Origin of the sequence: Salinivibrio sharmensis, from assembly GCF_001995985.1 — a bacterium.
In the GTDB taxonomy this organism is placed as follows: Bacteria; Pseudomonadota; Gammaproteobacteria; order Enterobacterales; family Vibrionaceae; genus Salinivibrio; species Salinivibrio sharmensis.
Window position 1 is genome coordinate 1 of sequence record NZ_MUFC01000019.1, and the last position, 24,574, is coordinate 24,574.

At 50.5% G+C, this 24,574-nt stretch carries 24 protein-coding genes and 2 rRNA genes; 8 read left to right on the forward strand and 18 right to left on the reverse strand.

Annotation, left to right across the window (positions count from 1 at the left end; all coding sequences use genetic code 11):
* Together BZG74_RS13515 and rrf are read left to right on the forward strand one after the other, a co-directional pair.
* Positions 1 to 168: ribosomal RNA gene (locus tag BZG74_RS13515) — 23S ribosomal RNA — on the forward strand; the annotation flags it as partial.
* A gap of 120 nt (positions 169 to 288) precedes the next feature.
* Positions 289 to 404 (forward strand): 5S ribosomal RNA (gene rrf, locus BZG74_RS13520).
* Positions 405 to 656: 252 nt separating this feature from the next.
* Here rrf and BZG74_RS13525 read toward each other — a convergent pair.
* From BZG74_RS13525 to BZG74_RS13570, 10 genes are all read right to left on the reverse strand, one after another.
* Complete coding sequence (locus tag BZG74_RS13525; protein WP_077773081.1) at positions 657 to 1,556, reverse strand: LysR substrate-binding domain-containing protein; 900 nt, start codon at positions 1,554 to 1,556, stop codon at positions 657 to 659.
* A gap of 59 nt (positions 1,557 to 1,615) precedes the next feature.
* Positions 1,616 to 3,205: a HAMP domain-containing protein gene (locus tag BZG74_RS13530; RefSeq protein WP_131825641.1), complete on the reverse strand. Its 1,590-nt coding sequence runs from the start codon at positions 3,203 to 3,205 to the stop codon at positions 1,616 to 1,618.
* A 169-nt stretch (positions 3,206 to 3,374) separates the two neighbouring features.
* On the reverse strand, positions 3,375 to 4,400 hold the full coding sequence (gene rsmC / locus BZG74_RS13535) for a 16S rRNA (guanine(1207)-N(2))-methyltransferase RsmC (protein ID WP_077773083.1): 1,026 nt from the start codon (positions 4,398 to 4,400) through the stop codon (positions 3,375 to 3,377).
* 104 nt (positions 4,401 to 4,504) lie between these two features.
* On the reverse strand, positions 4,505 to 5,590 hold the full coding sequence (locus tag BZG74_RS13540; RefSeq protein ID WP_077773084.1) for an AI-2E family transporter: 1,086 nt from the start codon (positions 5,588 to 5,590) through the stop codon (positions 4,505 to 4,507).
* Positions 5,591 to 5,714: 124 nt separating this feature from the next.
* Positions 5,715 to 6,866 (reverse strand): radical SAM family heme chaperone HemW, encoded by a 1,152-nt coding sequence (gene hemW, locus BZG74_RS13545; RefSeq protein WP_077773085.1) that lies wholly within the window; start codon positions 6,864 to 6,866, stop codon positions 5,715 to 5,717.
* Positions 6,867 to 6,869: 3 nt separating this feature from the next.
* Positions 6,870 to 7,466, reverse strand: coding sequence for an RdgB/HAM1 family non-canonical purine NTP pyrophosphatase (gene rdgB / locus BZG74_RS13550; protein ID WP_077773086.1), 597 nt, complete (start codon positions 7,464 to 7,466; stop codon positions 6,870 to 6,872).
* 28 nt (positions 7,467 to 7,494) lie between these two features.
* On the reverse strand, positions 7,495 to 7,935 hold the full coding sequence (locus tag BZG74_RS13555; RefSeq protein ID WP_077773114.1) for a DUF4426 domain-containing protein: 441 nt from the start codon (positions 7,933 to 7,935) through the stop codon (positions 7,495 to 7,497).
* A gap of 154 nt (positions 7,936 to 8,089) precedes the next feature.
* Positions 8,090 to 8,644: a YggT family protein gene (locus BZG74_RS13560; RefSeq protein WP_077773087.1), complete on the reverse strand. Its 555-nt coding sequence runs from the start codon at positions 8,642 to 8,644 to the stop codon at positions 8,090 to 8,092.
* A gap of 16 nt (positions 8,645 to 8,660) precedes the next feature.
* The gene (proC, locus tag BZG74_RS13565; RefSeq protein ID WP_077773088.1) at positions 8,661 to 9,479 is read right to left on the reverse strand and encodes a pyrroline-5-carboxylate reductase; all 819 of its coding nucleotides are present in this window, start codon (positions 9,477 to 9,479) and stop codon (positions 8,661 to 8,663) included.
* Positions 9,480 to 9,531: 52 nt separating this feature from the next.
* On the reverse strand, positions 9,532 to 10,236 hold the full coding sequence (locus tag BZG74_RS13570; RefSeq protein WP_077773089.1) for a YggS family pyridoxal phosphate-dependent enzyme: 705 nt from the start codon (positions 10,234 to 10,236) through the stop codon (positions 9,532 to 9,534).
* Positions 10,237 to 10,259: 23 nt separating this feature from the next.
* On the opposite strand from BZG74_RS13570, the gene BZG74_RS13575 reads away from it, so the two are divergent.
* Positions 10,260 to 11,288, forward strand: coding sequence for a type IV pilus twitching motility protein PilT (locus BZG74_RS13575; RefSeq protein WP_077773090.1), 1,029 nt, complete (start codon positions 10,260 to 10,262; stop codon positions 11,286 to 11,288).
* On the opposite strand, the gene ruvX is transcribed toward BZG74_RS13575, so the two are convergent.
* From ruvX to BZG74_RS13610, 7 genes are all read right to left on the reverse strand, one after another.
* Entirely contained in the window at positions 11,273 to 11,701 is a 429-nt protein-coding gene (ruvX, locus tag BZG74_RS13580) for a Holliday junction resolvase RuvX (protein WP_046075064.1), read from the reverse strand. The genes BZG74_RS13575 and ruvX overlap by 16 nt on opposite strands.
* A complete protein-coding gene (locus tag BZG74_RS13585; RefSeq protein WP_077773091.1) occupies positions 11,698 to 12,264 on the reverse strand; it encodes a YqgE/AlgH family protein in 567 nt (188 codons plus the stop codon). Before BZG74_RS13585 ends, ruvX begins: the two co-directional genes overlap by 4 nt.
* A gap of 86 nt (positions 12,265 to 12,350) precedes the next feature.
* Positions 12,351 to 13,295 (reverse strand): glutathione synthase, encoded by a 945-nt coding sequence (gene gshB, locus BZG74_RS15710; protein ID WP_077773092.1) that lies wholly within the window; start codon positions 13,293 to 13,295, stop codon positions 12,351 to 12,353.
* A gap of 18 nt (positions 13,296 to 13,313) precedes the next feature.
* Positions 13,314 to 14,045, reverse strand: coding sequence for a 16S rRNA (uracil(1498)-N(3))-methyltransferase (rsmE, locus tag BZG74_RS15715; protein ID WP_077773093.1), 732 nt, complete (start codon positions 14,043 to 14,045; stop codon positions 13,314 to 13,316).
* Between the two features lie 98 nt (positions 14,046 to 14,143).
* Positions 14,144 to 14,686: a SprT family zinc-dependent metalloprotease gene (locus BZG74_RS13600; protein WP_077773094.1), complete on the reverse strand. Its 543-nt coding sequence runs from the start codon at positions 14,684 to 14,686 to the stop codon at positions 14,144 to 14,146.
* A 71-nt stretch (positions 14,687 to 14,757) separates the two neighbouring features.
* Positions 14,758 to 15,912 (reverse strand): methionine adenosyltransferase, encoded by a 1,155-nt coding sequence (gene metK, locus BZG74_RS13605; RefSeq protein WP_077773095.1) that lies wholly within the window; start codon positions 15,910 to 15,912, stop codon positions 14,758 to 14,760.
* A 173-nt stretch (positions 15,913 to 16,085) separates the two neighbouring features.
* Positions 16,086 to 17,012, reverse strand: a complete 927-nt coding sequence (locus BZG74_RS13610; RefSeq protein ID WP_077773096.1) for a LysR family transcriptional regulator — start codon at positions 17,010 to 17,012, stop codon at positions 16,086 to 16,088.
* 172 nt (positions 17,013 to 17,184) lie between these two features.
* Between BZG74_RS13610 and BZG74_RS13615 the strand changes: the two genes are divergently transcribed.
* From BZG74_RS13615 to mscS, 5 genes are all read left to right on the forward strand, one after another.
* Entirely contained in the window at positions 17,185 to 19,164 is a 1,980-nt protein-coding gene (locus tag BZG74_RS13615) for a ligand-gated channel protein (RefSeq protein ID WP_077773097.1), read from the forward strand.
* A gap of 194 nt (positions 19,165 to 19,358) precedes the next feature.
* Complete coding sequence (epd, locus tag BZG74_RS13620; protein ID WP_069362153.1) at positions 19,359 to 20,363, forward strand: erythrose-4-phosphate dehydrogenase; 1,005 nt, start codon at positions 19,359 to 19,361, stop codon at positions 20,361 to 20,363.
* Between the two features lie 72 nt (positions 20,364 to 20,435).
* Positions 20,436 to 21,602: a phosphoglycerate kinase gene (locus BZG74_RS13625; protein ID WP_046075071.1), complete on the forward strand. Its 1,167-nt coding sequence runs from the start codon at positions 20,436 to 20,438 to the stop codon at positions 21,600 to 21,602.
* Positions 21,603 to 21,753: 151 nt separating this feature from the next.
* Positions 21,754 to 22,830 (forward strand): class II fructose-bisphosphate aldolase, encoded by a 1,077-nt coding sequence (gene fbaA / locus BZG74_RS13630; protein WP_077773098.1) that lies wholly within the window; start codon positions 21,754 to 21,756, stop codon positions 22,828 to 22,830.
* Positions 22,831 to 23,001: 171 nt separating this feature from the next.
* Positions 23,002 to 23,859, forward strand: coding sequence for a small-conductance mechanosensitive channel MscS (mscS, locus tag BZG74_RS13635; RefSeq protein WP_077773099.1), 858 nt, complete (start codon positions 23,002 to 23,004; stop codon positions 23,857 to 23,859).
* Positions 23,860 to 23,915: 56 nt separating this feature from the next.
* On the opposite strand, the gene BZG74_RS13640 is transcribed toward mscS, so the two are convergent.
* Positions 23,916 to 24,506 (reverse strand): LysE/ArgO family amino acid transporter, encoded by a 591-nt coding sequence (locus BZG74_RS13640; RefSeq protein WP_077773115.1) that lies wholly within the window; start codon positions 24,504 to 24,506, stop codon positions 23,916 to 23,918.
* Between the last annotated feature and the right edge of the window lie 68 nt (positions 24,507 to 24,574).

The following is a 24,574-nucleotide window of genomic DNA, read 5'->3' on the forward strand; positions in this document are numbered from 1 at the left end:
GATAAGCGCTGAAAGCATCTAAGCGCGAAGCTGGCCCCGAGATGAGTCATCCCTAGAGCTTCGAGCTCTCTAAAGGGTTGTTCTAGACTAGAACGTTGATAGGCAGGGTGTGTAAGCGCTGTGAGGCGTTGAGCTAACCTGTACTAATTGCCCGTGAGGCTTAACCATACAACACCCAAGAGGTTTTGGGTTGGACTTAAAATAAGCCAGTTGATTGTGGCGAGAACGAACAGCTTTCTAGGTTGATAGTTTTCACTTTTAAAAAAGTGAAGACAAAACAAAATTTTGCTTGGCGACCATAGCGCTTTGGACCCACCTGACTCCATGCCGAACTCAGTAGTGAAACGAAGCAGCGCCGATGGTAGTGTGGGGTCTCCCCATGTGAGAGTAGGACATCGCCAGGCTCTCATTGCTTATCTTGTTGATAGCTCGATGCTTTTGATATCCGCGATGCTCATGTATTGGCATACACTGCGCGTCTCGATTCAAAATCCTCATCGCATCAATCAAGATAATCTAATTAGAGCTTAATGTTGGCTTTAGTTAGCAAAAATTTAAGCATCAAAGCGGATATGTGTAAGACTTTGATGAGAAAATACAGAGCCCTGACCTCACGGTCAGGGCTTTTTTTGTATCTGAGGTTGGGTGGTTTGTGGTTAAGAAGCGTGAGATTGAGGTTGCCAGTGTAAGCAAAAGTCCCAGAAGCGGGTGAGTAGACCAGACTGGTACTTATCTTTGTGGCGCACGAGCCAATAGCGACGAGATAACAGTAAAGGGAGTTCGAGGGCAACGACTCGACCGTCGGCAATGGCGTGCTGAGCGGAGAGCTTAGACAGATATGCCAAGCCTAACCCGGCACTTGCGGCGTTTAAAATCGCTTCTGTGGTATTGAGCTCGAAAGAAAGGTGCCAGCGCTCGAAGCGAGGTGCAAGGCATGAAAGAAAGTGCTCGCGTGTGCCCGAGCCAGATTCGCGGATCAGCCAAGTTTGATTGTCGAGATCCCCGACACTTAATGGCGCTTGACTGGCAAGTGGGTGATCAGGATGACACACCACCGCCATCTGATCACTTAGCCAAGGCGTTTGCAGTAAATCGGGATGTTGGATTTCACCTTCTATCAAACCGATATCCAGCTCGAAATGTTGCAGGCGAGCGATGATCTCTTGGCTGTTTGCAATCACTAATGTTTGCTGTTGGTGCGCGGTTGCATGACGAAAATCGCTGATCAGTGCCGGCAAAAGCTGGTTGCCTACCGTATCGCTTCCTCCTAATCGTAGGCAGCCAATCAACTGGCTGTCGTCTTTCAGTGCCGCGCTAATCTCATCGCTACGGGTCAGCAATTCATCCGCTTTAGGGATCAGCGCGGCGCCTTGGTCATTAAGGTGGAGTCGGTTTCCGCGTCGATCAAACAAGGGGTAGCCGAGCTGACTTTCTAATTCGGTAAGTGCCATACTGACCGCGGGTTTGCTGAGAAACAGTTTCTTTGCCGCGGCAGTGATCGTGCCCTCTTGCACGGTGGTTAGAAAAACCCGCAGTTGAGGAAGTGAAAGCGCCATTAAGACCTAGCGATTAAGGGTTTGAGCCACTATAAGGCCGCTTGCCCGCAATGACAATGTTAACGACGGCCTTTGTCTTGGCTCACCCAGTTCTGGATATCTAATTGTGCCTGCTTTAATGATTGATAATGTGGTGACTGCTCACTGGTATGCTCAAGTACAAAGTCGAGAGTACGCACTACATTTCGCCAACGTGGTGTTTTAGGAACGGTTTCGACGTGCAGGTACTTATCCAAGGTTCTTGTTTGCAGGCTACCTTTATCCTGATAAACACGCCATAAGCCACTTTTTTCTGCTAGGTCGACTTTATCCCCATCCCAGGCAGCTAGCGCCAAGTTCATCGCATCAACTAAGCAACGATGAATACTCTCCGGCTGTTGAGCTTGTGTCTCTTTGTGTTTAATTGTGCTTGATGGGGAAAAATACGTCGCTCTCAAGCTGTGTTTCAAGTGGGAGAGAGCGGTCGCAAGACGACCAATTTCATCGCATCGCTGGCGATGGGTAACCGGATAGTCCAGTTCACCGGCGGCAAACTGCTCGGCGCACCAAGTCAGTTGTAAGATAGGCAGTGTCAGGCGGTGAGACAGCCAATGTCCAACACAGACTAATAAAACAATAACGGCGATCAAGAGCGTCGCACTGATCGCATACAAGTGGCGAAGAGGCTGATAGGCACGTTTTTGAGGCGTACAAGTGATCAACGCCCAAGACGCCCCCGCCACATTGACGGGGCGATACGCCGTGAGTTGAGGCATGAGCGTATATTGGCTCGGTGACATAACCCCTTGTTGGCCATGGAAAGCGGTATCGATTGCATGGTTTGATGGCAGGATCGAGGGCTTAGCTTGATTGGAATGAGGCACCCAACTGTTGAGTAACGATTGATGATTTTGATTAATCAGCCACAGGCCTGACTCTGGGGGCTGCCGTTGACGTAGTGTTGCAGACAAGTTATCGGTTGTGGTGCTAATAGCAAGGATGCTTTGCATATGGCCGCTTTTAAGTATGGGAACCAGATACCAAGCTTGCATGGTGCGTGATCCGTGTGACTCAAAGTCAGTACGCATCCATTTAGGGCGTTGCTGGGCAGGCATGTTCATCAATTGCTTTATCGCATTTTTCAGGGATGGATGGTCCTGTGTCATGGGGTGAGCTTTGACGGTGTACACGAGGTTTTGGTTTAAATCAAACATCGCGAGATTGTTGAACGCGTACCTTGCTAACCAAGATTGAAATTGGTGATGAAAGCGACGATATAAACGGTGATACTTTTGTGCTGTGACGCCAGCATATTGGTTCGGAGACTGTTGAAGGATCGGTATGAGTCGACGCTGCGATTGGCGTGTATCGTCACCGAGTTGCTGGAATGCATTGGGAAAGCCATAAAAGCGCCCACCGCTGCTGGTTGCTAGATCGGAAGCTGCAAGATTGGTCACCGCGCGCACTTGATCATTAAAATATGATGTGATGGTGACATAGTAACGATCGCGCTCGTTCTCGAGCTGTTGATGAGCTTGATCAATCAGCAGTTGCGACTGACTCCAAGTAAAGTATCCCGTCAAAATCACCACAGGGATAATACTAAGACTAAAAAACCACCACATAAAGCGGCGTTGAAGACGTGTCGAGTAACCCATATCTATGTGCACGCTGTGAATACCTCTCCCTGATCACGCGGGCTTGAATCGCAAACGGCTGCCAAAAGGCAGCCGCGAGAGAGTAGACGCTAGCACGTCCGATCAGTCAAAACTGTGACCTGCTGTTAGGTATCAAGTCTTAAAACTGTGTGAGGACGTCGATTGATGGTGTTGTCAGCAACTAGCGCGCTTTTTGCGCATGATAAACCGCGAATCGACGTGTTTTCGCGAGGATATCGCACTGACCGAACCCTTTTTCAATAATCGGTGGGTAACGTAAGAAGCTATTGGCAACGATCACCAGTTGGCCATGACGGCGCAGGTAGCGAGGGGCGTTTTCCAGCAAGGATTCGGTGGCATGGTAAAATGTTTCCAAGCCTTCATGGAAAGGTGGATTGCTAATGATGGCATCAAACTGTTGTCCACTGACGGCACTTAGCATGTCTGAGGCGTGTACCTGCCCGGTTAATCCATTGGCGCTAAGGGTGGCTTGTGTAGACGCTACCGCTAGATGACTGACATCAACGAAGGTAACCGCACAGTTTGGATTGGCTGCCAATAACACAGCACCTATTACTCCTGCGCCACAGCCCACATCGAGAACATCACCTTGGATGCTGGGAAGGTTGTTCAGTAGTAGTGCAGTACCATCATCAAGGCTTTTGTGGCTAAACACACCGGGTAGAGCACGAACAGTGAGTGATAGACTCCCTACTTCGAGTGGGTAGTCATGAAACCAATCCGCCAAGCTAAATGACGCCGCCGGTGATGTGCACTGGCCATGATACAGGCTGCATCGACGTGCCGAATCTTGTTTGATGACTTGGCCATACGGGGCAAAACGTTTTTCGATGCTTTTAACGCCACTGCGGTTTTCCCCCACCACGACCCAGTCGACGTTGGCACCGAGACGGTGCGTGAGCATCGCGAGAAGAAAATCGGCTTCCGCTTTTGACTTAGGCCAATAGAAAAGCACTAAATCAACAGGGCTCTCTCCTACATATTCAGCCCCTTCATGGACCTTTACATCGGTATCTCTCATCCGTGAGGCATAGCCATGATGAGTCGTAAAGACCGACACTTGCGAGGCACGAGGCAGTAACTGCTGGGCAAAGTTATCTTCTAGCTCACCAGCTAATAGGACATGTTTGTTTTCAAACAGCGTGAGGTGACGTTGGGCAATCTCGCTAGGAGCCGTGAGGGCCATGGTATTTCTCTTCGGTTACTGTGACTGATAGGTCGCGTTTGGTCGAGGGGCGCGCTAACGGAAGATTTTCCCACAAAGCGCGCACCAGGCCAATATCAGAGTGCTTATGCGTTGTCTTGTCGGTCAAGAAAGCGCTCAAATTCGATTTCGTACATCCGAAATAACACTAAGGTAATCGAAAAGATAATCGGACCATAGATAAGCCCCATCAAGCCAAACAGATGAAGCCCTCCTAATAGTGAGAAGAAGATAAGTAGGGTGTTCATGCCTGAGTTGCCTTGCATGAGAAAAGGGCGGAGTAAGTTATCGATGGAGCCGACCACCACAACACTCCATATCAGTAAGGCGATAGCCCACTGCCAATCTCCCGTGGCCACCAAATAAAGCACGGTTGGCAGCCAGATGAGCGCAGTACCGACCACAGGGATAAAGGAGGCGAACGCCATCATGGTGCCCCAAAATAACGCCGGCAGCCCGACAGCCCACATTGCCAAGCCACCTGCGGCCCCTTGCGCGAGTGCGGTAAGAAAGGAGCCCAATACAGCAGACTTAGCCACCTTTTCCACCTCATCCAATAACTGATCCTCTTGGCTACGTGATAGCGGGATCACGTGTCGGAGCGTATGGATAATGCTGTCGTGATCGCGGAGCAAGAAAAACAGAACGAACAACATCAGCATGAAGGTGATGAAAAAGTCGGTCACATCACCTAATACCTTGGAGCTAAACTCGAGCATTTGGCCACTGAAGGAAGACATCCAAGCGGCTAGCTTTTTCACCGTTTCTTGTGGGTCAATTAAATCAAACGGCAACCACTGGTTAAGAAAGTGCAGTGCTGACTGTATTTGCGGGTTGTTGAGTAATTGTTTCGCGCCGCCGTTGTTGAGCCACTCATAACTGCGTGTAAAAAAGCTCACACCTTGCTCGATAATGGCCCCTGCCACCACGGTAAGGGGGATGATGATGATAAAGGTGATTAAGACACAGGATATGACCGACGCAGTATTCGGGCGTTGTCCAATGCGATCTTCAATACGTTTATGAACAGGGAAAAAAAGCAAAGAAACAATAAACGCGAGTACAATGGCGCCAATATAGGGCTCGATAAGTAAATAGCACGCATAGGCTGCGATAATCAGCGCGGCGATTAAAGTCCAATGTTTCGGCTCGACACGAAATGACGAAGTCACAGGGTATCCCTCTTAGGCTGGTTGAATGAATCGCGCTTGCTTTACTTGCCGTCAAAAGACCAATCCGCCGCTGGGCAAGTAAAGGCGCCTAAACAATAGGCACCTTAACATACCGTTTGTTGCACTAGTCAGTTAAAAAAATGGCCAAAAGATCGTTGAGGAAGAGCTTACCTTTAGCGGTCACTTGCCAATGTGTCTCGGACTCAACGAGTAGACCTTGATCATACGCCTGAGCTAATGGCTGGCTAAGGTGGTCGAGAGGTAACCCCGTGCGGGCAACAAACTCGGATTTCGGACAAGGTTCCAGTAGGCGAAACCGGTTCATGAAGAACTCAAACGCGAGATCCGTCTCCTTCACCCACTGGCTATCGGTGAGATAGGCCTTTTGTGGATCAAGATAGCCGCGCGGATGCTTCACTTTAACGGTTCGAAGCAGGCGAGACTGATCGCCGTTCGGTAAAGTGAGCTTACCATGGGCGCCACAACCAATCCCCAAATAGTCGCCAAAGCGCCAATAGTTTAGGTTATGGGCGCATTGATGACCGGGTAAGCTGTATGCGGATGTCTCGTATTGCACGTAGCCAGCGTCGGTAAGCAGCTGATGGCCGCGATCAAAAATGTCCCACAAGGTATCGTCTTCTGGCAGGAGCGGTGGTTTGGAGTAAAACTGGGTGTTGGGCTCTATGGTCAACTGATACCAAGAGAGATGCGGCGGCTTAAGCGCTATGGCTTTTTCCAAGTCACTCAGTGCCTCTTGCTCTGATTGCTCAGGCAAACCATGCATTAAATCGAGGTTAAAGCTGTTTAATCCTGCTTGATGAGCAAGGTGGGCCGCACGCTCTGCCTCGCCAGGGCCATGAATACGCCCTAAGAGTTCGAGCTTATCAGCAGAAAAGCTCTGCACCCCGATAGAAATCCGATTGACCCCAGCCTGTTGGTAGCCAATGAATTTATCGGCTTCCACAGTGCCAGGGTTGGCTTCCATGGTCACTTCCATGCTGTCACTGACGGGAAGGCGTGCTTTAATCCCATCCAGTAAACGCGCGATTTGCGCGGGTGACATTAAGCTTGGCGTACCACCACCAATGAAGATCGAATGCAGTGGACGTGTCGCAACAGAGGGATAGGCGCCAAGATCGGTGCCCAGATCGTCAAGCAGCGCATCAATATAATCCTCTTCCGGGATCGCGCCCTTTTGGGTGTGCGAATTAAAATCGCAATAGGGACATTTTTGTACACACCAAGGAATGTGTACATACAGACTCAATGGGATCATGGTTTATTGCGACGCTTTTAATGCTTGGAACAGGGCGTTGAGTGCTTGCCCACGGTGAGAACGTTGCTTCTTCTCGGAAGCAGGCATTTCCGCGGCGCTACATTGTTGATCGGCAGGTAAAAACACCGGGTCGTAACCAAAGCCGTTTTCCCCTTGCGGTGCGTGAGCGATTTGCCCTTCCCACACCCCGTGACAGACCAGTGGTGTTGGGTCATTAGCGTGACGCATATAAACCAATACACAGTGAAAGCGAGCGAGGCGTTCATCACTGCTACTCTCGTGCAGCGCCTCTAACAGTTTGGCGATGTTATCGGCATCACTGGCCGTTTCACCCGCGTAGCGCGCAGAGTACACGCCTGGCGCACCGTTCAAGGCATCGACTTCAAGGCCTGAATCATCGGCAATGGCGGGCAATCCGGTCACTTTCGCCGCATGACGTGCCTTAATGATCGCATTTTCGATAAAGGTGGTGCCTGTTTCGTCAACCTCTTCAACGGCAAAGTCACTTTGCGGCAGTACGTCGAAACCAAATTCGCCGAGTAGTCCCGCCATTTCTTTTACTTTGCCTGCGTTCCCCGTTGCCAACACAACTTTATTCATCACAGTTACCTATTGGGTTATGGCCCGACTATGGGGCATCGACGTAAAACGTATAATTATAGTCAAAAGACGCATTGCGGTTTCCTTCGGCGTTGAGGTCGATATGGAAGCGATACGTCTCTTCATCATCGGCTGCGAAGGTGGCGATGTAGTAGATCGCGTCACCTTCTCTTACCTCGGTAAAGTCCAGTTCACGGCTGTTTCCGACCAAGTTTTTTACTTGCCCGGTGATCTCGGCGGCTATCGCCGGTTTTCCCAGTTGCATGGTATCGAGAACGGCAATGTTGACCAAGCCTCGGTAGCCACTACGGGTAATGTCGTACTGCTGAGCGATTTCGGGCGTCAAGAAAGTGGTTGAGAGCGTGTTGTAATGCACTTCCAATTCACCGACTTCCTTAAACTGTCCCGCCCATGCGGTGGGGGTAGCCACGGCTAATAATACGCTGAGTGCTGCAATTATCTGACGCATAATCTTTCCTTGTGATAAAGCAAATTCATCTTCGCTAATCATACGTACGGGTGCCTGAGTACGATCCGCCGTACTGCTGAGGCACCCGTTAGCTTGAATTATCTGTGTGAGCCAGCTCAATACGCCCTTTGGGGATTATGGTGCTGTTATTGGCTTATAGCGCGTACCAAATCGGGCCAACAAAGTCGCCGATAAGCATATTGATAAATTGGAGCGCGATAAAAATCACCAAAATACTGAGGTCAAGCCCACCGATAGGAGGAATGATACGGCGTACTGGCGCACATACCGGCTCGGTGAGTTGGTGAAATACGTACTCGACAGGATTGTTCCCCTGGCTGACCCAGCTGAGGATGGCGCGCAGGATCAATACCCAAAATAGCAGTTTACCTGCCGCTTTCAGTAAGGCGATCGCTGAGAAGAGGAACATGCCTGAGCTCATCGCAAAAGGGTTGCCGGCGACTAAATCCAGTACCACAAACTTGGCCACCATGAGCAAATATGCAAACAGCACCGTTGCCAGATCCAAACCACCGAGTGCCGGGATCATACGACGCAATGGGCCAACCACAGGTTGAGTCGCTTTGACAATAAATTGAGAGAAGGGGTTGTAAAAGTCTGCGCGCGCCCATTGTAGCCAAACGCGTAGCAGCACCACCATGATGTAAAGATCAAACGCGGTGTTGATCAGAAAGGTCATTGCATTCATATCGTTGCCTTAGTGATTAAAATTCTTGTTCCATTTGCTCGGCACGGGTTACTGCCGCCTGCATGGCCTGTGCCACTATATCGCCAATGTGGTGCTGGTCGAAAACACGTAACGCTTCAGCGGTTGTGCCGCCTTTCGAGGTCACCTGCTCACGCAATTGGCCAATGGTTGTGTCCGTATTGCTTACAACCATTTCTGCCGCCCCTTTTGCGGCTTGCTGAACCAGCTGCCTGGCTTGCTCGTCGCTCAAGCCTTGGCGGATAGCTTCTTGCTGCATCGCTTCCATAAAGCGAAAGAAGTATGCCGGTGCGCTGCCTGCAGCAGCAATCACACCATTAATTTTTGCTTCCTCATCGACCCAGCAGACCTCACCGACGGCTTTCATCAATGCGGTGGCGTAGTGTTTATCCGCCTCCGTTACCTGGCTAGACGCATAGAGCCCGCTCATTCCTTGTCCGACTAAAGAGGGTGTGTTGGGCATCACACGTACCAGGTTAAGTATGGTACCTGCCATCTCACACAGACGATGAGTACTGATGCCGGCTGCAATCGAGATCACCAGTTTTGATGACCAATCGACAGCCGATAAATCGCTTAAAACCTGCGCCATTAATTGCGGCTTGACTGCCAAAACCACGACGTCTGCCGCTTGGCAAGCACGCGTATTATCACGGGTGGTGTGGATACCATAATCCGTACTCAGTACGTCTTCAGGATGCGCGCTGGGTGACGATGCCGATATCGCAGTGGCAGGATAGCCGGCATTAATCAGCCCAGCAATGATAGAGCGTGCCATGTTACCGGCGCCGATAAAAGTAAGGGAGCGATGTTCCATGAAAAGCGTTCCTGTTGTTTTCGTCATCGTTTTATTGTGGGTGTGCACCCCGTCATTCGGAGTAGTTTCGCGCGCCAAAAATCGCGGTGCCGACACGTACCATAGTGCTACCACACGCAATCGCCGCTTCCATGTCACCACTCATACCCATCGACAAGGTATCGATACGCTCTGTCTGCTCACGGAGGGCATGAAACGCATTGGATAAAGGTTCAAACGCGGCGCATTGGCGCTGATAGTCCGTCTCAGGCTGTGGAATAGACATCAATCCTCTGACATTCAGACCGGGTAGGGCTCGGATATCTTCAATGAGGGTGATGGCGTTATCCACGGTTAACCCCGACTTTGATGCCTCGCCACTGGTGTTTACTTGTACCAAGACATTGAGCGGCGGTAAATGTGCCGGACGTTGCTCGCTCAGGCGTTTAGCAATCTTCAACCGATCGACAGAATGCACCCAGTCAAAGTGCTCTGCAATTAACCGTGTTTTGTTGGACTGAATAGGGCCAATAAAGTGCCATTCAATGCGTGCCTCGGGGTGATGTTCGGCAAAATAATTGACTTTTTCCACCCCTTCTTGCACGTAGTTTTCCCCAAACGCTCGTTGTCCCGCGGTGATGGCATCTGCGATCGCCTCGATAGGTTTGGTTTTGCTGACTGCAATTAATTGCACTGAGTCCGCGAGTCGGCCGCATTTTTGGCTTGCGTGATCTATCTGTTCCCTGACCTGTTGAATATTGTTCTTAATATGACACATACCTGATTCTGCAAGGAAAATGAATGGATATTAATGAGCTACTTGCGTTTAGTGTAAAGCATCGCGCGTCAGATCTACATCTTTCTGCGGGGGTGTCGCCTATGGTGCGGGTAGATGGCGATATGCGCAAGCTTAGTCTGCCGCCGCTTAGCCACCAAGCCGTGATGGAATTGGTACTGGCGGTAATGAGCCCTGAGCAGCGGCACATTTTTGACAATGCATGGGAAGTCGACTTTTCCTTTGAACTAAACTCGGTGGCGCGTTTTCGTGTTAATGCGTTCCATCAGCAACATGGTTGTGCGGCGGTTTTTCGCGTGGTACCCACCACTGTCCCAAGGTTAGAGGATTTATCCGCGCCGCCACTTTTCAGTGAGCTGGCTTCGTTACACCAAGGGCTGGTGTTGGTGACTGGGCCGACAGGCTCGGGGAAATCGACCACATTGGCGGCCATGATTGCCCAAATTAATCACCACCAGCAAAAGCATATTCTGACTATCGAAGATCCGATTGAATTTATCCATCCGTCCGAGCAAAGCTTGGTGAACCAGCGCGAGGTTAAGCGTGATACGCAGTCTTTTCAGCAAGCCTTGCGCTCAGCGCTGCGTGAAGACCCAGATGTAATATTAGTGGGCGAGCTACGTGACTTAGAAACCATCCGTTTAGCGTTAACCGCGGCAGAGACCGGGCATTTGGTGTTTGCGACTTTACATACCGTCAGCGCCGCTAAAAGTGTTGATCGTATCATTGATGTTTTTCCCGGCAGTGATAAACCCTTGGTACGCTCAATGCTCTCTGCCTCACTGCGGGCGGTGATCTCTCAGCAACTTGTCAAAAACATCCAAGGCCAGCGTGTTGCTGCTTATGAAATTATGATGGTGACGTCAGCGATTTGTAACTTGATCCGAGAGGATAGAGTGGCGCAAATCACCTCCATGATGCAAACGGGTGGCGCGCATGGCATGCAGACCATGGCGCAAGCGATGGCACAGCTAGAGAATCAAGGCGTGATTGCGCCGCAGGCGGCGATGACGGCCACTCAATCTGTGTATTGACGCTCGAACCAGCTTTCGATAATCACCACCGCAGATTGGGCATCAACAGCACCTTTTCCCAGCGCCTTATATCCGCCACGGGAAAACAGATCCGCGCGCGCTTCACGAGTAGACAAGCGTTCATCGTGCAGCTCAACCGGGTAGCCGAAACGTCCATGCAGGCGGTTGGCAAACTTCTTTGCTCTCGGTGTGATGGTCTCTAAAGGTTGACCGTGTAAATCAAGCGGCAAGCCTACCACCAGATAATCGGGTTGCCAGTCTTTGAGTATGGCTTCGATATCATCCCAGTTTGGGATCCCGTCTCTCGCTTTTAATGCACACAAAGGGCGAGCCGTGCCGGTTAACGATTGGCCAATTGCGACGCCAATACTTTTGACGCCGTAATCAAATCCAATAATGGTCTGAGCGTTCATGCATGTCCTACTTGTGAAGAAAGGTTTGCCGCGTCAATGCCGAGTTGGTCGAGCGCTTTTTGCCAACGCTGATGCACCGGGGTGTCAAAGATGACCTTGGGATCGGCTTCCAGTGTCAGCCAGCTGTTGTCAGCCAATTCCTGCTCTAGCTGCCCAGATTCCCAGCCTGCATAGCCCAGCGCGACCAGAAACTGCTCCGGCTGTTGCTCGGTGCCAAGCGTAGAGAGGATATCTTTGGAGGTGGTGACGGCTAGCTGGTCAGACAGCGGGATGCTGGTGCCATAGCTGCAGTTTGCTGGGTGAAGCACAAACCCTCTGTCCTCAGAGACGGGGCCGCCAAAAAGGACTGGTTGAGATAGGCTCTTTGTGGTATTCGACAAGGGCAGTTGTCGCTCGACCTCAATTTGATCCAGCATTTTTCCCACTGATAAGTTGATCGGGTGGTTAATCATTAGCCCCATAGCCCCGTCATGGCTGTGCTCACAGACATAAATAACACCATGATGAAAACGGCTATCAGCCATACTGGGCATCGCGATTAAAAAATGATTTTTCAGATCCATATCGCCGTCTCCTGTGGGGGCGCGTACTTTGAGTATGCGCGAAAATTCAAGATTTAGATAATGAAGGCGCAGAGCGCCTTCTTTACTTAGGCGCAGCGTCTGGCGATCGCCTCCATTAACATGTCACCAATAGAAATGTCATACGCGGCATCAATCTCGCGAATACAGGTGGGACTGGTGACATTGATTTCCGTTAATTTGTCGCCTATCACGTCGAGACCAACAAAAATTAAGCCCTTTTCTTTGAGGGTAGGAGCAATGGCGCGCGCGATGGCCCAGTCAGTCTCTGAAAGAGGACGTGCTTCGCCGCGGCCGCCAGCAGCCAAGTTGCCACGGGTTTCACCGTCGGCCGGGATACGGGCCAAACAGTAGGGAACCGGTTCGCCATCAACAATTAAGATGCGCTTGTCACCGTTGCTGATGTCAGGGACGAAGGTTTGTGCCATACAAAAACGTTGGCCATGCTCGGTCAGGGTTTCAATAATCACCGACAGGTTCGGGTCGCCTTGTTTGACTCGAAAGATAGACGCGCCGCCCATGCCATCGAGCGGTTTTAAAATCACATCGCCGTGTTCGGCTTGGAATGCTTTAATCTCGTCGGCACGACGGGTCACCAAGGTGGTCGGCGTGTGCTCTGGGAACCACGCAGTATAAAGCTTTTCATTGCAATCACGTAGGCTCTGTGGCTTATTCACAATCAACACACCAGCTTGCTCGGCGCGTTCGAGCATGTAAGTCGCGTAAATGTACTCGGTATCAAACGGCGGATCTTTGCGCATCAAAATCGCATCAAATTCTTGCAATGCGAGGGTTTGGGTCTGGCCGATTTGGTACCAATGGTCGGGGTTATCCATTACAGTCACCCTGTGGGAGCGAGCGTAAGGGGCTCCCTGCTGCATTGACATATCTTCCATCAAGATATAATGCACCTCCCAGCCGCGTTTTTGTGCTGCCAACATCATGGCAAACGTGGAGTCTTTTTTCACACTGATGGCCTCGATGGGATCCATCACAACACCTATTTTCATCATGTCTCTCCTGTTTGCCGGTTAACCCAAATCGCCAAAACGGACTTGAAGGGCCGTAATGGCGGTGAGTGCCGCGGTTTCTGTTCGCAACACGCGTGGGCCTAATAGGATCTCTTCAAAGCCGTGTTCGCGTGTCATTGCAATCTCGTCATCAGACAATCCGCCTTCAGGGCCAATGAGCAAGCGCAGCTTGTTGGGGGCGTCGGGCAGCGTGTTGATAGAGTAGGGAGCTCGTGGATGCAAGTTCAGCTTTAAGCCATCAAACGCCTGCTGACACCATGTATCGAGATTGATCACCGGATTAATGGTGGGCACTACATTACGGCCGCTTTGCTCACAGGCGCCAATCGCGATTTTTTGCCATTGTTGGCGTTTTTTCTCGAGCCGCTCGGCATTGAGTTTCACCCCGCATCGAGCCGATAAAAGGGGAGTGATGGTATTCACGCCTAATTCGACCGATTTTTGAATGGTAAACTCCATTTTCTCACCACGTGAAATCACTTGGCCGAGTTCAAAGTCAAGCGGTGACTCGACACTGTGTGATTCGCAAGCGGTAATGGTCGCGACAACCTGCTTTTTACTGACTTCCGTCAGCATAGCGGGAAACTGCGCGCCACTGCCATCAAAGAGCAAAATAGGTTGTTCTGGTTGCATACGTAGGACGCGACCGAGATGGTTGGCGGCTTCGCCACTCAGTGTCACATCGCCTTGCGATGGCAAGGGCGTTGGGTGATAAATTCGAGGAATTCGCATTGTGCTCGTTTTCCATGGTCATCTCGCCCTCAGTGTAACATGGCTACGGGGGCGATAGGCTTTGTCACTAATATGGGGTCGAGTGGTGAAAAAACAAATTATTCTAAGGCGTCTTGGCTTCTCACTAGTGGCTGTTGGCAGCGGTTGCAGTGATAGGTAGCTTGTCCACGCTGTATTTTATTGTGTCGGCGAATGGATAAGGCGACAGGGCCACACTCACACTGGTACGCGAAGGTTTTGCCTTGCACGGCACTGATATCAAGCTGGTGGGTGGTATTGGCAGGGGCGTTAAATACCTGGGTCATTAGCGAACGCCACTCGGAACCATGTGGTTTTACCCGGCCGTATAACGCAAAAGTAACCAAATGACAGACTTCATGAGGGATCACTTCGTCGAAAAAGATCTCTGGTGCTTGCTGCAAAAGGACAGGGTTAAACCTAACACGCCATTGCGTGGGGTGCGCGGTGCCGGCGGCTTTTCCCCGCAGTGTAAAGCCAACCACGGGGTAGGTCAGCTGAGTGCCTAATTGACGATTGGCCGCATCAATACACTGGTAAACACGCGTGTTAGCCGCTTGCTGTAATGCATCAGATGACCACGCGGTCTTGTCAAAGGCGAATGCGTCAGAAGCAGAAGACATAGTGTGGCGATCCTAGTGGCGATCAAAAAGGGAAGCCGAAGCTTCCCTTAAAAGCAATGAGTACGTGGAGATTACCCGAGTTTGGCAAAGTCGCGCAACAGCTCCGCTTTGTCGGTTTTCTCCCAAGGGAAGATGTCGCGACCAAAGTGGCCATACGCAGCCGTTTGCTTATAGATAGGTTGTAATAGATCCAGCATTTCTTGCAAACCATACGGGCGTAAGTCGAAGTGCTCACGGACCGCTTTAGTGATCACCTCGGGCGCGACTTTTTCAGTGCCGAAGGTTTCGACCATGATGGACGTCGGCTCGGCGACGCCAATCGCGTAAGACAGTTGAATTTCACAACGGTCGGCAAGGCCTGCGGCAACAATGTTTTTGGCCACATAGCGCGCGGCGTAAGCGGCAGAGCGGTCAACTTTTGAGGGATCTTTCCCCGAGAACGCTCCACCACCGTGACGGGCTGCACCGCCATAGGTGTCAACAATGATCTTACGGCCTGTCAAACCACAATCGCCCATCGGCCCGCCAATCACAAACCGGCCCGTTGGGTTGATGAAATACTTGGTATCCTTGGTCAGCCATTTTGCCGGCAGCACAGGCTTGATGATTTCTTCCATCACCGCCTCGCGCAGATCCTCGGTTGAAATGCTGTCGCAATGCTGTGTAGAGAGCACGACGGCATCAATACCGGCAATTTTGCCGTTGTCGTAGGCGAAAGTGACTTGGCTTTTCGCATCTGGGCGTAACCAGTCTAAGGTGCCATCTTTGCGCACCCGCCCTTGGCGCTCCACCAAACGGTGTGAATAGGTAATAGGAGCTGGCATCAGCACATTGGTTTCGTTGGTGGCAAAGCCAAACATGATCCCTTGGTCCCCGGCCCCTTGATCTTTCGGATCGGCGCGGTCAACCCCTTGATTAATGTCGGGCGACTGTTTACCAATGGTATTCAATACGGCGCAAGAGTTGGCATCAAAACCCATATCAGAGTGGACATAGCCGATATCTTGGACGGTTTGACGAGTAAGCTCTTCAATGTCGACCCATGCCGAGGTCGTCACTTCCCCGCCTACCATTACCATGCCAGTTTTAACATAGGTTTCGCAGGCAACGCGTGCTTTGGGGTCTTGCTCAAGGATGGCATCCAAAACAGCATCAGAAATCTGATCTGCGATTTTATCAGGATGGCCTTCAGAGACGGACTCTGAGGTAAACAGGTGCTTAGCCATGTGACACTCTCATTGATTATCAGGGAAACTGACGATACGTACTCACGCGCATCGTCGATCATCTCAGATGTTTTAACTTCTAGACGTCTATTTTATTCGCAATTGTGATAAACGCAAGTCAGTTGATGCCTATGGGTGTTTATTAAGGTATAGCAAAACTGGCTGAGGCACGCTTACACCTCGTGGGAGACTGGCTGCGGCTTCACTGAACACCATGGTGAGGGAACCGCTTCTTGCAGCCTGATCACCAGAGATTCGACACGCAGAGGAAGACGGCCAGCGCTGCAGTATAGACGCAACGGAATAGGTGCTGAGGCCCAGTTAGGCAAGCAGCGCGTAATTCTATCAGGATGATGGTGTTGATAGCCAGTGGCGCTCCAAATCGGTAGCAATCCAACGCCCTGTCCATCAGTGATGGCATCTAACTGAATCGCTATCATGTCGCAATTAAAGCGACTAGGCATGGCGCTTAAGTGGTAGGTCTTGTCGTGATCATAGAGCGTTAATCCTTGACGGCGTAGGGCAAATACGTCTAGCCAAGGGTGTTCATCGAGCATGCTAGGATGCGTAAACGGGCCATATTGGCTGACATAGTCTGGTGCTGCGTAGATACCATATTGCCAGTGGCCGAGCTGATACGAGCGACAATTGACCGGCAGCATGATGTCTCCTGCCCAGATGATAAGATCGGCCGACTGAATACGTTGTGCGCTGACTTCGCTTGTCAATGTGATGGATACTTTGGGGTGCTCAGCGAGAAAAGTACTGATCAATGGGCCCGCCCAGCCGCGCATCATGCCGGGATGGCAAATCACTTCTATCGGCCCTTGAAGGTGGTTATTTAAATCCTGTATTGCCTCTTCACTTCTTTCCGCTAAATCAAGAATTTGATGGCAGTATCGCGCAAATATCACGCCCGCTTTTGTTAAGACCAGTCTATTGCCTTGCCTTTGCGTTAAAGGTTGTCCTAGGTCGGCTTCAAGTTGAGCTAAGCGGCGGCTCACCGTTGACTTGGGTTGGCCCAATGCCTTGGCGGCAGCGGTGAGGCTTTGATGATGACATAAAGCGGCAAACGAACGGATCGAAGAAAAATCCTGCATAACTGTCCTTTTAACGCCACTAAGACGTCACGTCGGCTGTCCAGAAGGAGAGAAATCATCTCGTTCTATAAATGGAACGAGATGTTCCCTTTATGGGGCTAGGCGTCTGTGCATCTTTGTGAATAATTCTCAATTAACAAATGATAATTATTATCACAAAATGGAGTTGATTATGTCCAGTTGTCTTCGTCCCGTTGTTATCGGGATGGTATTAGCCGGTATGCCTGTGGCTGCCAGTCATGCGGCAGAAGCCGGCGATCAAAATACGGAAACCATGGTGATCACTGCCTCAGGGTTTGAACAAGCCACGGCAAAGGCGCCAGCGAGTATCAGTGTGATTAGCCGTGACCAACTTGAAGATCGTTATTATCGCGACGTCACAGACGCACTAAAGCGTATTCCAGGTGTCGTGCTCACAGGGGGCGGTGACACCCAGGATATCAGTATTCGTGGAATGGGCTCCAAGTACACCCTGATGCTGGTGGACGGAAAGCGTATGACGAGCCGGGAGACACGTCCAAATAGCGATGGCCCGGGCATTGAACAAGGTTGGTTACCTCCCCTTCAAGCGATTGAGCGTATCGAGGTAATTCGGGGGCCGATGTCGACCTTGTATGGCTCTGACGCCATCGGTGGGGTGATTAATATTATTACCCGTCGTGAACAACATGAATGGCATGGCAACGTGCAATTAAGCACCTTACTCCAAGAAAAACGTGCTTCAGGGGATGAACAAAGCGCCAATTTTTATCTTTCTGGCGCCTTGAGCGATAAGCTTGGGATGACGGTATCGGGCCAAAACGTTCAACGTCAAGAAGACGATATTCTCTCTGGTTACGAGGACAAATCTTTACGTAGTCTTTCTACCTCGTTGACCTATGATGCCAGCGATTATCAACAGTGGACCTTGGACTTAGGCGCGAGTTCGCAAGAACGAAATGGTCACATAGGTAAAACCGTTCCCACGGATGATAGCCAGTGTCGACGCAAAAAATGTGAAAACAGCAACAATGAATATCGACGGCAATCAATCGCCCTTGGGCATGAAGGGCATTGGACGTGGGGCTGGTCAGATTCACATTTACAGTACGAGCAAAGCCGCAATAAAAGTCGTGAAATGACGATTAAGAACACCGAGTTTAAAACCCGTCTTATTCGTGATTTTGACACACACACTTTGACGGTCGGTGGCTCAGTGAACAAAGCGAAGTTGGAGGACTTTACCTCGAATAAAGCGTCGAGCCAAACTGAGATTGACAATACACAAGCGGCTTTATTTGTCGAAGATGAGTGGCGTGTGATTGAGCCATTTAGTCTGACCCTTGGCTTGCGTGTCGATCATGATGAAAACTACGACTACCACGCCAGTCCACGGGTGTATGGCGTGTATCAACTTAATAGCAACTGGGTAGTGAAAGGAGGCGTGGCGACTGGCTTCCGTTCACCGCAACTGCGAGAAATTGCCCCAAATTGGGCGCAAGTGAGTCGCGGGGGGAATATCTATGGCAACCCGGATCTGGAGCCTGAAACCTCTGTAAACTCAGAAGTCAGCATCAACTACCAAGGCGATACGGGAGTCAGTGGATCGTTAACCGCATTCCATAATGACTTTGAAGATAAGATCACCCGAGTGACTTGTCCCGCATCAACCTGTCCGCCTACTGTCTATATAGACAAGGGAGTGACAAAAACGAAACTGTCCACCACCCGGATTAACGTCGACGAAGCGGTCACACAAGGGATTGAAGCGAGCCTATTCGTGCCAGTCACGGAGACGGTTGACGTGAGTGCCAGCTATACCTATACCGATTCAGAGCAAAAAACCGGTGAGTATAAGGGGCAGCCTTTAACGCAAATACCCCAGCAGCTCGCGTATGGCGAAGTTAATTGGCAAGCCACTGAGAGGTTGCGTCCTTGGGTGAGCGCGACCTACCGTGGCGAAGAAATGGATCCTGTGACAGGCCCGTCCTCTCGCAGCAATATAGAGCCAAGTTACACCTTGGTTGATGCCGGGATGAACTACCAGCTCAGCGATGCGATTGAACTTCAAGGCGCGGTTTATAACCTATTGGATAAAACGCGTGAGTATGAAGACTACGGTTATATCAGTGATGAACGTCGATATTGGTTCGGACTGAATGTCAGCTTCTAGTCATTGATAAAAGGCGTGTTGTTACTTCATAGACTGCCACACCCCTAACACTGCCACGCCCGTCTCGGACTCTGCCGGGCGGGCGTTTTCCCTGCATTTTGTTCCCAAGTAGCGTGAGAAGAGTCACACAACACGTGCGTCTTTTACGTGCTTGAGATACACTGTGCATCATCGTTAAACGAGCACCGATGGACATGGCATTAAGAGTCGCAATTAATGGATTTGGTCGTATAGGGCGCAGTGTATTGCGAGCTCTGTACGAAAGTGGCAAGCACGATCGCATTCAAGTGGTCGCGATTAATGAGCTCGCAGAGCCCGAGGCGATGGCGCATCTGCTCCAGTATGACTCGAGCCATGGTCGATTCGGCTGGCCAGTGTCCTATAATCAAGAACACCTTTTTGTCGCCACCGACAGCATTCGCTTGCTTCATTTGCCGGAGCTGCAGCTTCTACCTTGGCGCGATCTGGATGTAGATATTGTGCTCGATTGCACGGGCAAGTTTGGTACGCGTCAGGATGGGGAAGCCCATATTGCAGCGGGCGCTAAAAAAGTCCTTTTCTCTCACCCCGCCAGCCAAGACGTGGACAGAACCGTTATTTACGGGGTCAATCATGACGCATTGACCGCCGATGATCGTATTGTTTCTAATGGTTCTTGTACCACCAATTGTATCGTCCCGGTGATTAAAGCCTTGGATGAGCATTTTGGTATCGAGTCGGGGACGATTACGACCATTCACTCTTCGATGAATGATCAACAAGTCATCGATGCGTATCACTCTGATCTTCGTCGCACACGTACTGCCAGCCAGTCTATTATTCCTGTGGATACCAAACTGCATGTTGGAATTGGTAGAATTTTTCCGAAATTTTCTGACAAATTTGAAGCAATTTCTGTCCGCGTGCCGACGATAAACGTGACAGCGATGGATTTAAGTGTCACTGTACGTACTAAAGTGAAAGTTAATGACGTAAATCAAGCTCTGCAGACGGCATCTCGATGTACATTAGACGGTATACTGGATTATACCGAAGCGCCCTTGGTATCGATCGATTTTAACCATGACTCGCACAGCGCCATTGTCGATGGGTCGCAAACACGGGTCAGTGATCACCAGCTGATTAAAACGCTGGTTTGGTGTGATAACGAGTGGGGCTTTGCCAACCGAATGTTAGATACCACACTTGCGATGGCGTAATAGACGCAAGCGTGGGTGGGGTGTTGCCCTGATTAAATCAGTTTCAATTTGCAACCTTATAGCGAGGACCATATGTCTGTAATTAAGATGACCGACTTAGATCTTGCCGGAAAGCGTGTGTTTATCCGTGCTGATCTGAACGTGCCAGTTAAAGACGGTAAAGTTACCTCTGATGCACGTATTTTGGCATCACTGCCTACGATTAAGCACTGCCTCGAAGCAGGCGCGAAAGTCATGGTAACGTCTCACCTAGGTCGCCCTGAGGAAGGTCAGCCTGAAGACCAGTACTCACTGCAACCTGTTGTGAACTACCTGGATGACGCACTCGATTGTAAGGTCAGCCTCGCGAAAGACTACCTAGACGGCCTTGAGCTTAATGCCGGTGAGCTGGTGGTGCTTGAGAACGTTCGCTTTAACAAAGGCGAGAAGAAGAACGACGAAGCGCTCTCTAAAAAGTATGCAGCGCTGTGTGATATCTTCGTGATGGATGCATTCGGCACCGCGCACCGTGCACAAGCGTCAACCCATGGTGTGGGCACGCATGCCCCTGTAGCTTGCGCCGGTCCACTGCTGGCTAACGAGCTTGACGCCTTAGGCAAAGCGATGGATAACCCTGCACGTCCAATGGTCGCCATTGTGGGTGGGTCAAAAGTATCTACCAAACTGACAGTGCTGAAATCATTGTCAACCGTTGCTGACCAGCTGGTTGTGGGCGGTGGTATTGCGAACACCTTTATCGCAGCTGACGGCCACAATGTCGGTAAATCGCTGTATGAGGCAGACTTGGTCGATACCGCGAAATCCTTAATGGAAGAGTGCCACATTCCTGTCGCAACCGACGTAGCGTGTGCGAAAGCGTTTGATGAAAATGCGGAGGCGGAGATCAAGCGCGTTGAAGATGTACAAGACGACGACATGATTTTTGACCTTGGTCCTGAATCTACCCAAGCGTTGGCGGACATTTTGAAAAATGCCAAAACCATTCTGTGGAATGGCCCTGTTGGCGTGTTTGAGTTTAAGAACTTCGAAGCAGGCACCGCGGGTATTTCAAAAGCGATCGCGGAGTCTGAAGGCTTCTCTGTTGCGGGTGGCGGCGATACGCTTGCAGCCATTGACAAGTTTGGCATCCAAGCTGACGTGTCTTACATCTCAACCGGCGGCGGTGCGTTCCTAGAGTTTGTTGAAGGCAAACCTCTACCTGCGGTAGAAATGCTAGAAGCACGCGCGAAAGACGCATAAATCAGATAATAAAACGGGAGTGACATCTCCCGTTTTTGCTTTCGTTTGACTACAATAGGCCGAGTCGTAAACGATTGCACCAGATTGATAAAGGTGCACCGCATCTTTACTCAGTTCAGCAAAGACAACCCGAGTTAATAGGACAAGAGCCATGTCTAAAGTTTTTGATTTTGTAAAACCTGGCGTTATCTTTGGCGATGACGTTCAGAAAGTATTTGAAGTTGCCAAAGAGAACAAGTTTGCACTGCCTGCAGTCAACGTGGTTAACACTGACTCAATCAACGCAGTGATGGAAGCCGCAGCGAAAGTAAAAGCGCCAGTGGTTATTCAGTTCTCAAACGGCGGTGCGGGTTTCTTCCCGGGCAAAGGTCTGAAACTAGAAGGCCAAGAAGCGCAAATTAAAGGCGCTGTTGCCGGTGCGAAGTACGTTCACGCCATGGCTGAAGTCTACGGTGTGCCTGTGATCATGCACACTGACCACGCTGCGAAAAAACTGCTGCCTTGGATTGATGGTCTGCTCGACGCTGGCGAAGCCTTCTTCAAAGAGCACGGCAAACCGCTTTTCTCTTCTCACATGATTGACCTTTCTGAAGAGTCGCTAGAAGAGAACATGGAAATCTGTGCCGAGTACCTAGCGCGCATGGACAAAATGGGCATGACGCTAGAAATTGAACTGGGTATTACGGGTGGTGAAGAAGACGGCGTTGATAACAGCGATGTTGATACTGCTGACCTGTACACCAAGCCAGAAGAAGTGGCTTACGCATACGAAAAACTGTCAGCTGTTAGCCATCGTTTCACCATTGCTGCTTCATTCGGTAACGTCCACGGTGTTTATAAGCCAGGTAACGTGGTTCTGAAGCCAAGCATCCTGCGTGAATCACAAGCATATTGTGCTGAAAAATTTGGCCTTGACCACAATGCCCTCAACTTTGTTTTCCACGGTGGCTCAGGTTCTTCACAAGCAGAAATCGAAGAATCTATTGGCTATGGCGTGATCAAGATGAATATCGATACCGATACCCAGTGGGCGACATGGGATGGTATTCGTCAGTACTACCAAGACAACGAAGGTTACCTGCAAAGCCAAATCGGTAACCCGAAAGGTGACGACCAACCAAACAAAAAATTCTATGACCCACGCGTTTGGCTACGTAAAGGTCAAGAGTCGATGGTTGCGCGCCTTGAGCAAGCCTTTAAAGACCTTAACGCGGTTGACGTACTGTAAACGTTATAACAGTGTTGAATTAAAGCCCGCCATTTGGCGGGTTTTTTTATATCTGCGTGATACCGACTCGTCTCATTGGGTAGAGGTTTTGCGTCACTGAGATAGACAGCGACCAGTAAAAGGCTGTTAACATAGGGTTACCGTTTATCCCAACTTGAAGAGGGAAAGTGAATGAGTGAGGAAAACACAGTGGTAGAGGGCGCTAAATGGGCCCAGACTTGGCTGATGGATAATCAAGATCTGTTGACGCAGTACGGGGTGAACATTATTTCCGCACTACTGATCTTGGTGGTTGGTAACCTTGTGGTTAAAGGTTTAGCTAACTCCATGGCGGGTGTGATGCGCAAGCGCAACATGGATAACGCGGTGATGGAGTTTCTCCATGGCTTCGTGCGTTACTTACTGTTTGTCATCGTTTTAATCGCAGCATTAAGCCGCGTGGGTGTACAAACCGCGTCTGTGATTGCCATCTTAGGTGCCGCAGGTTTAGCCGTGGGTCTTGCGTTACAAGGCTCGTTGGCAAACTTTGCCGCTGGGGTCTTGATTGTGATGTTCCGTCCGTTCAAATCGGGCGATTACGTCGAGTTGGCCGGAGTGGCTGGCTCTGTTGAGTCCATTCAAGTGTTCTCTACGGTGCTCACGACCCCTGACAACAAAATGGTGGTGGTGCCAAATGGTTCGGTGATCAGCAGCCCAATCACTAACTATTCCAAGCATGCCACACGCCGCATTGACTTGACGATTGGCGTAGCGTATAGCGCGGATTTGAAGAAAACCAAAGCGGTGTTGACGGATATTGTCACCCAACATCCTTTGATCATAAAAGATCCTGAGCCTAATGTGGCGGTGATGACGTTAGCCGACTCATCGGTCAATTTTGTGGTGCGCCCTTGGGTGAAAACAGAAGACTACTGGAGTGTTTACTTTGAGCTGTTGCCAACCATCAAAGAAGCGCTGGACGAAAATGGTATAGAAATCCCGTTCCCGCAAATGAGTGTTCACGTCGAACGCAGCGAGAGCCAAGCATAACCTCACGGTGGCTGGCTGTCATTATGGATGCGGCTGTATGGCCGCATCCGTGTTTTTTAACCGGCCAGTAAACGTGTGTACAGGCCAAGGGCGAGCTTGCCCGCCACGAATAACATCATACTCGCCATTAATAGATCCAGCAGTCGTCGAATAGAGGGGGTGGATAGCCACGGTGACAAACGTGCTGCCCCTGCCGACAAGCCGTAAAACCAAAGGCACGATCCCATTAGGGCGCCGACAGTAAAGGCAACGCGTTCATCGAACGCAAATTGGCCACCAATTGCCCCCAACACTACCACGGTATCGAGGTAAACGTGCGGATTAAGCAAGGTCACCGCTAATGCGCCAATGATCACCGCGCGGCGGCCTCGACTCATGGTGGGGGCTTCCATTGACGCCTCTTGGTTGTGTTGACGTGCGCTTTGGATAAACTGCCACGCGTAGACACTCAAAAAGCCGATCCCTGCGAGCGTAATGGTATTGAGCAGTATGGGATAACTTGCCAATAATGCTCCTCCGCCAAAAATCCCACTTGAGATCAAGATGATATCGCAGACAAAGCAAATTGATGCCGTGGTCATATGGTGCTCACGACTAATCCCTTGGTTGATCACATACGCATTTTGCGCGCCAATCGGAATAATCATCGTCAGGCTCAAGCCTAATCCCTGAAGGGCGACTAAAAAACTGCTCACTGCTGTTTTCCTTTTCTCTC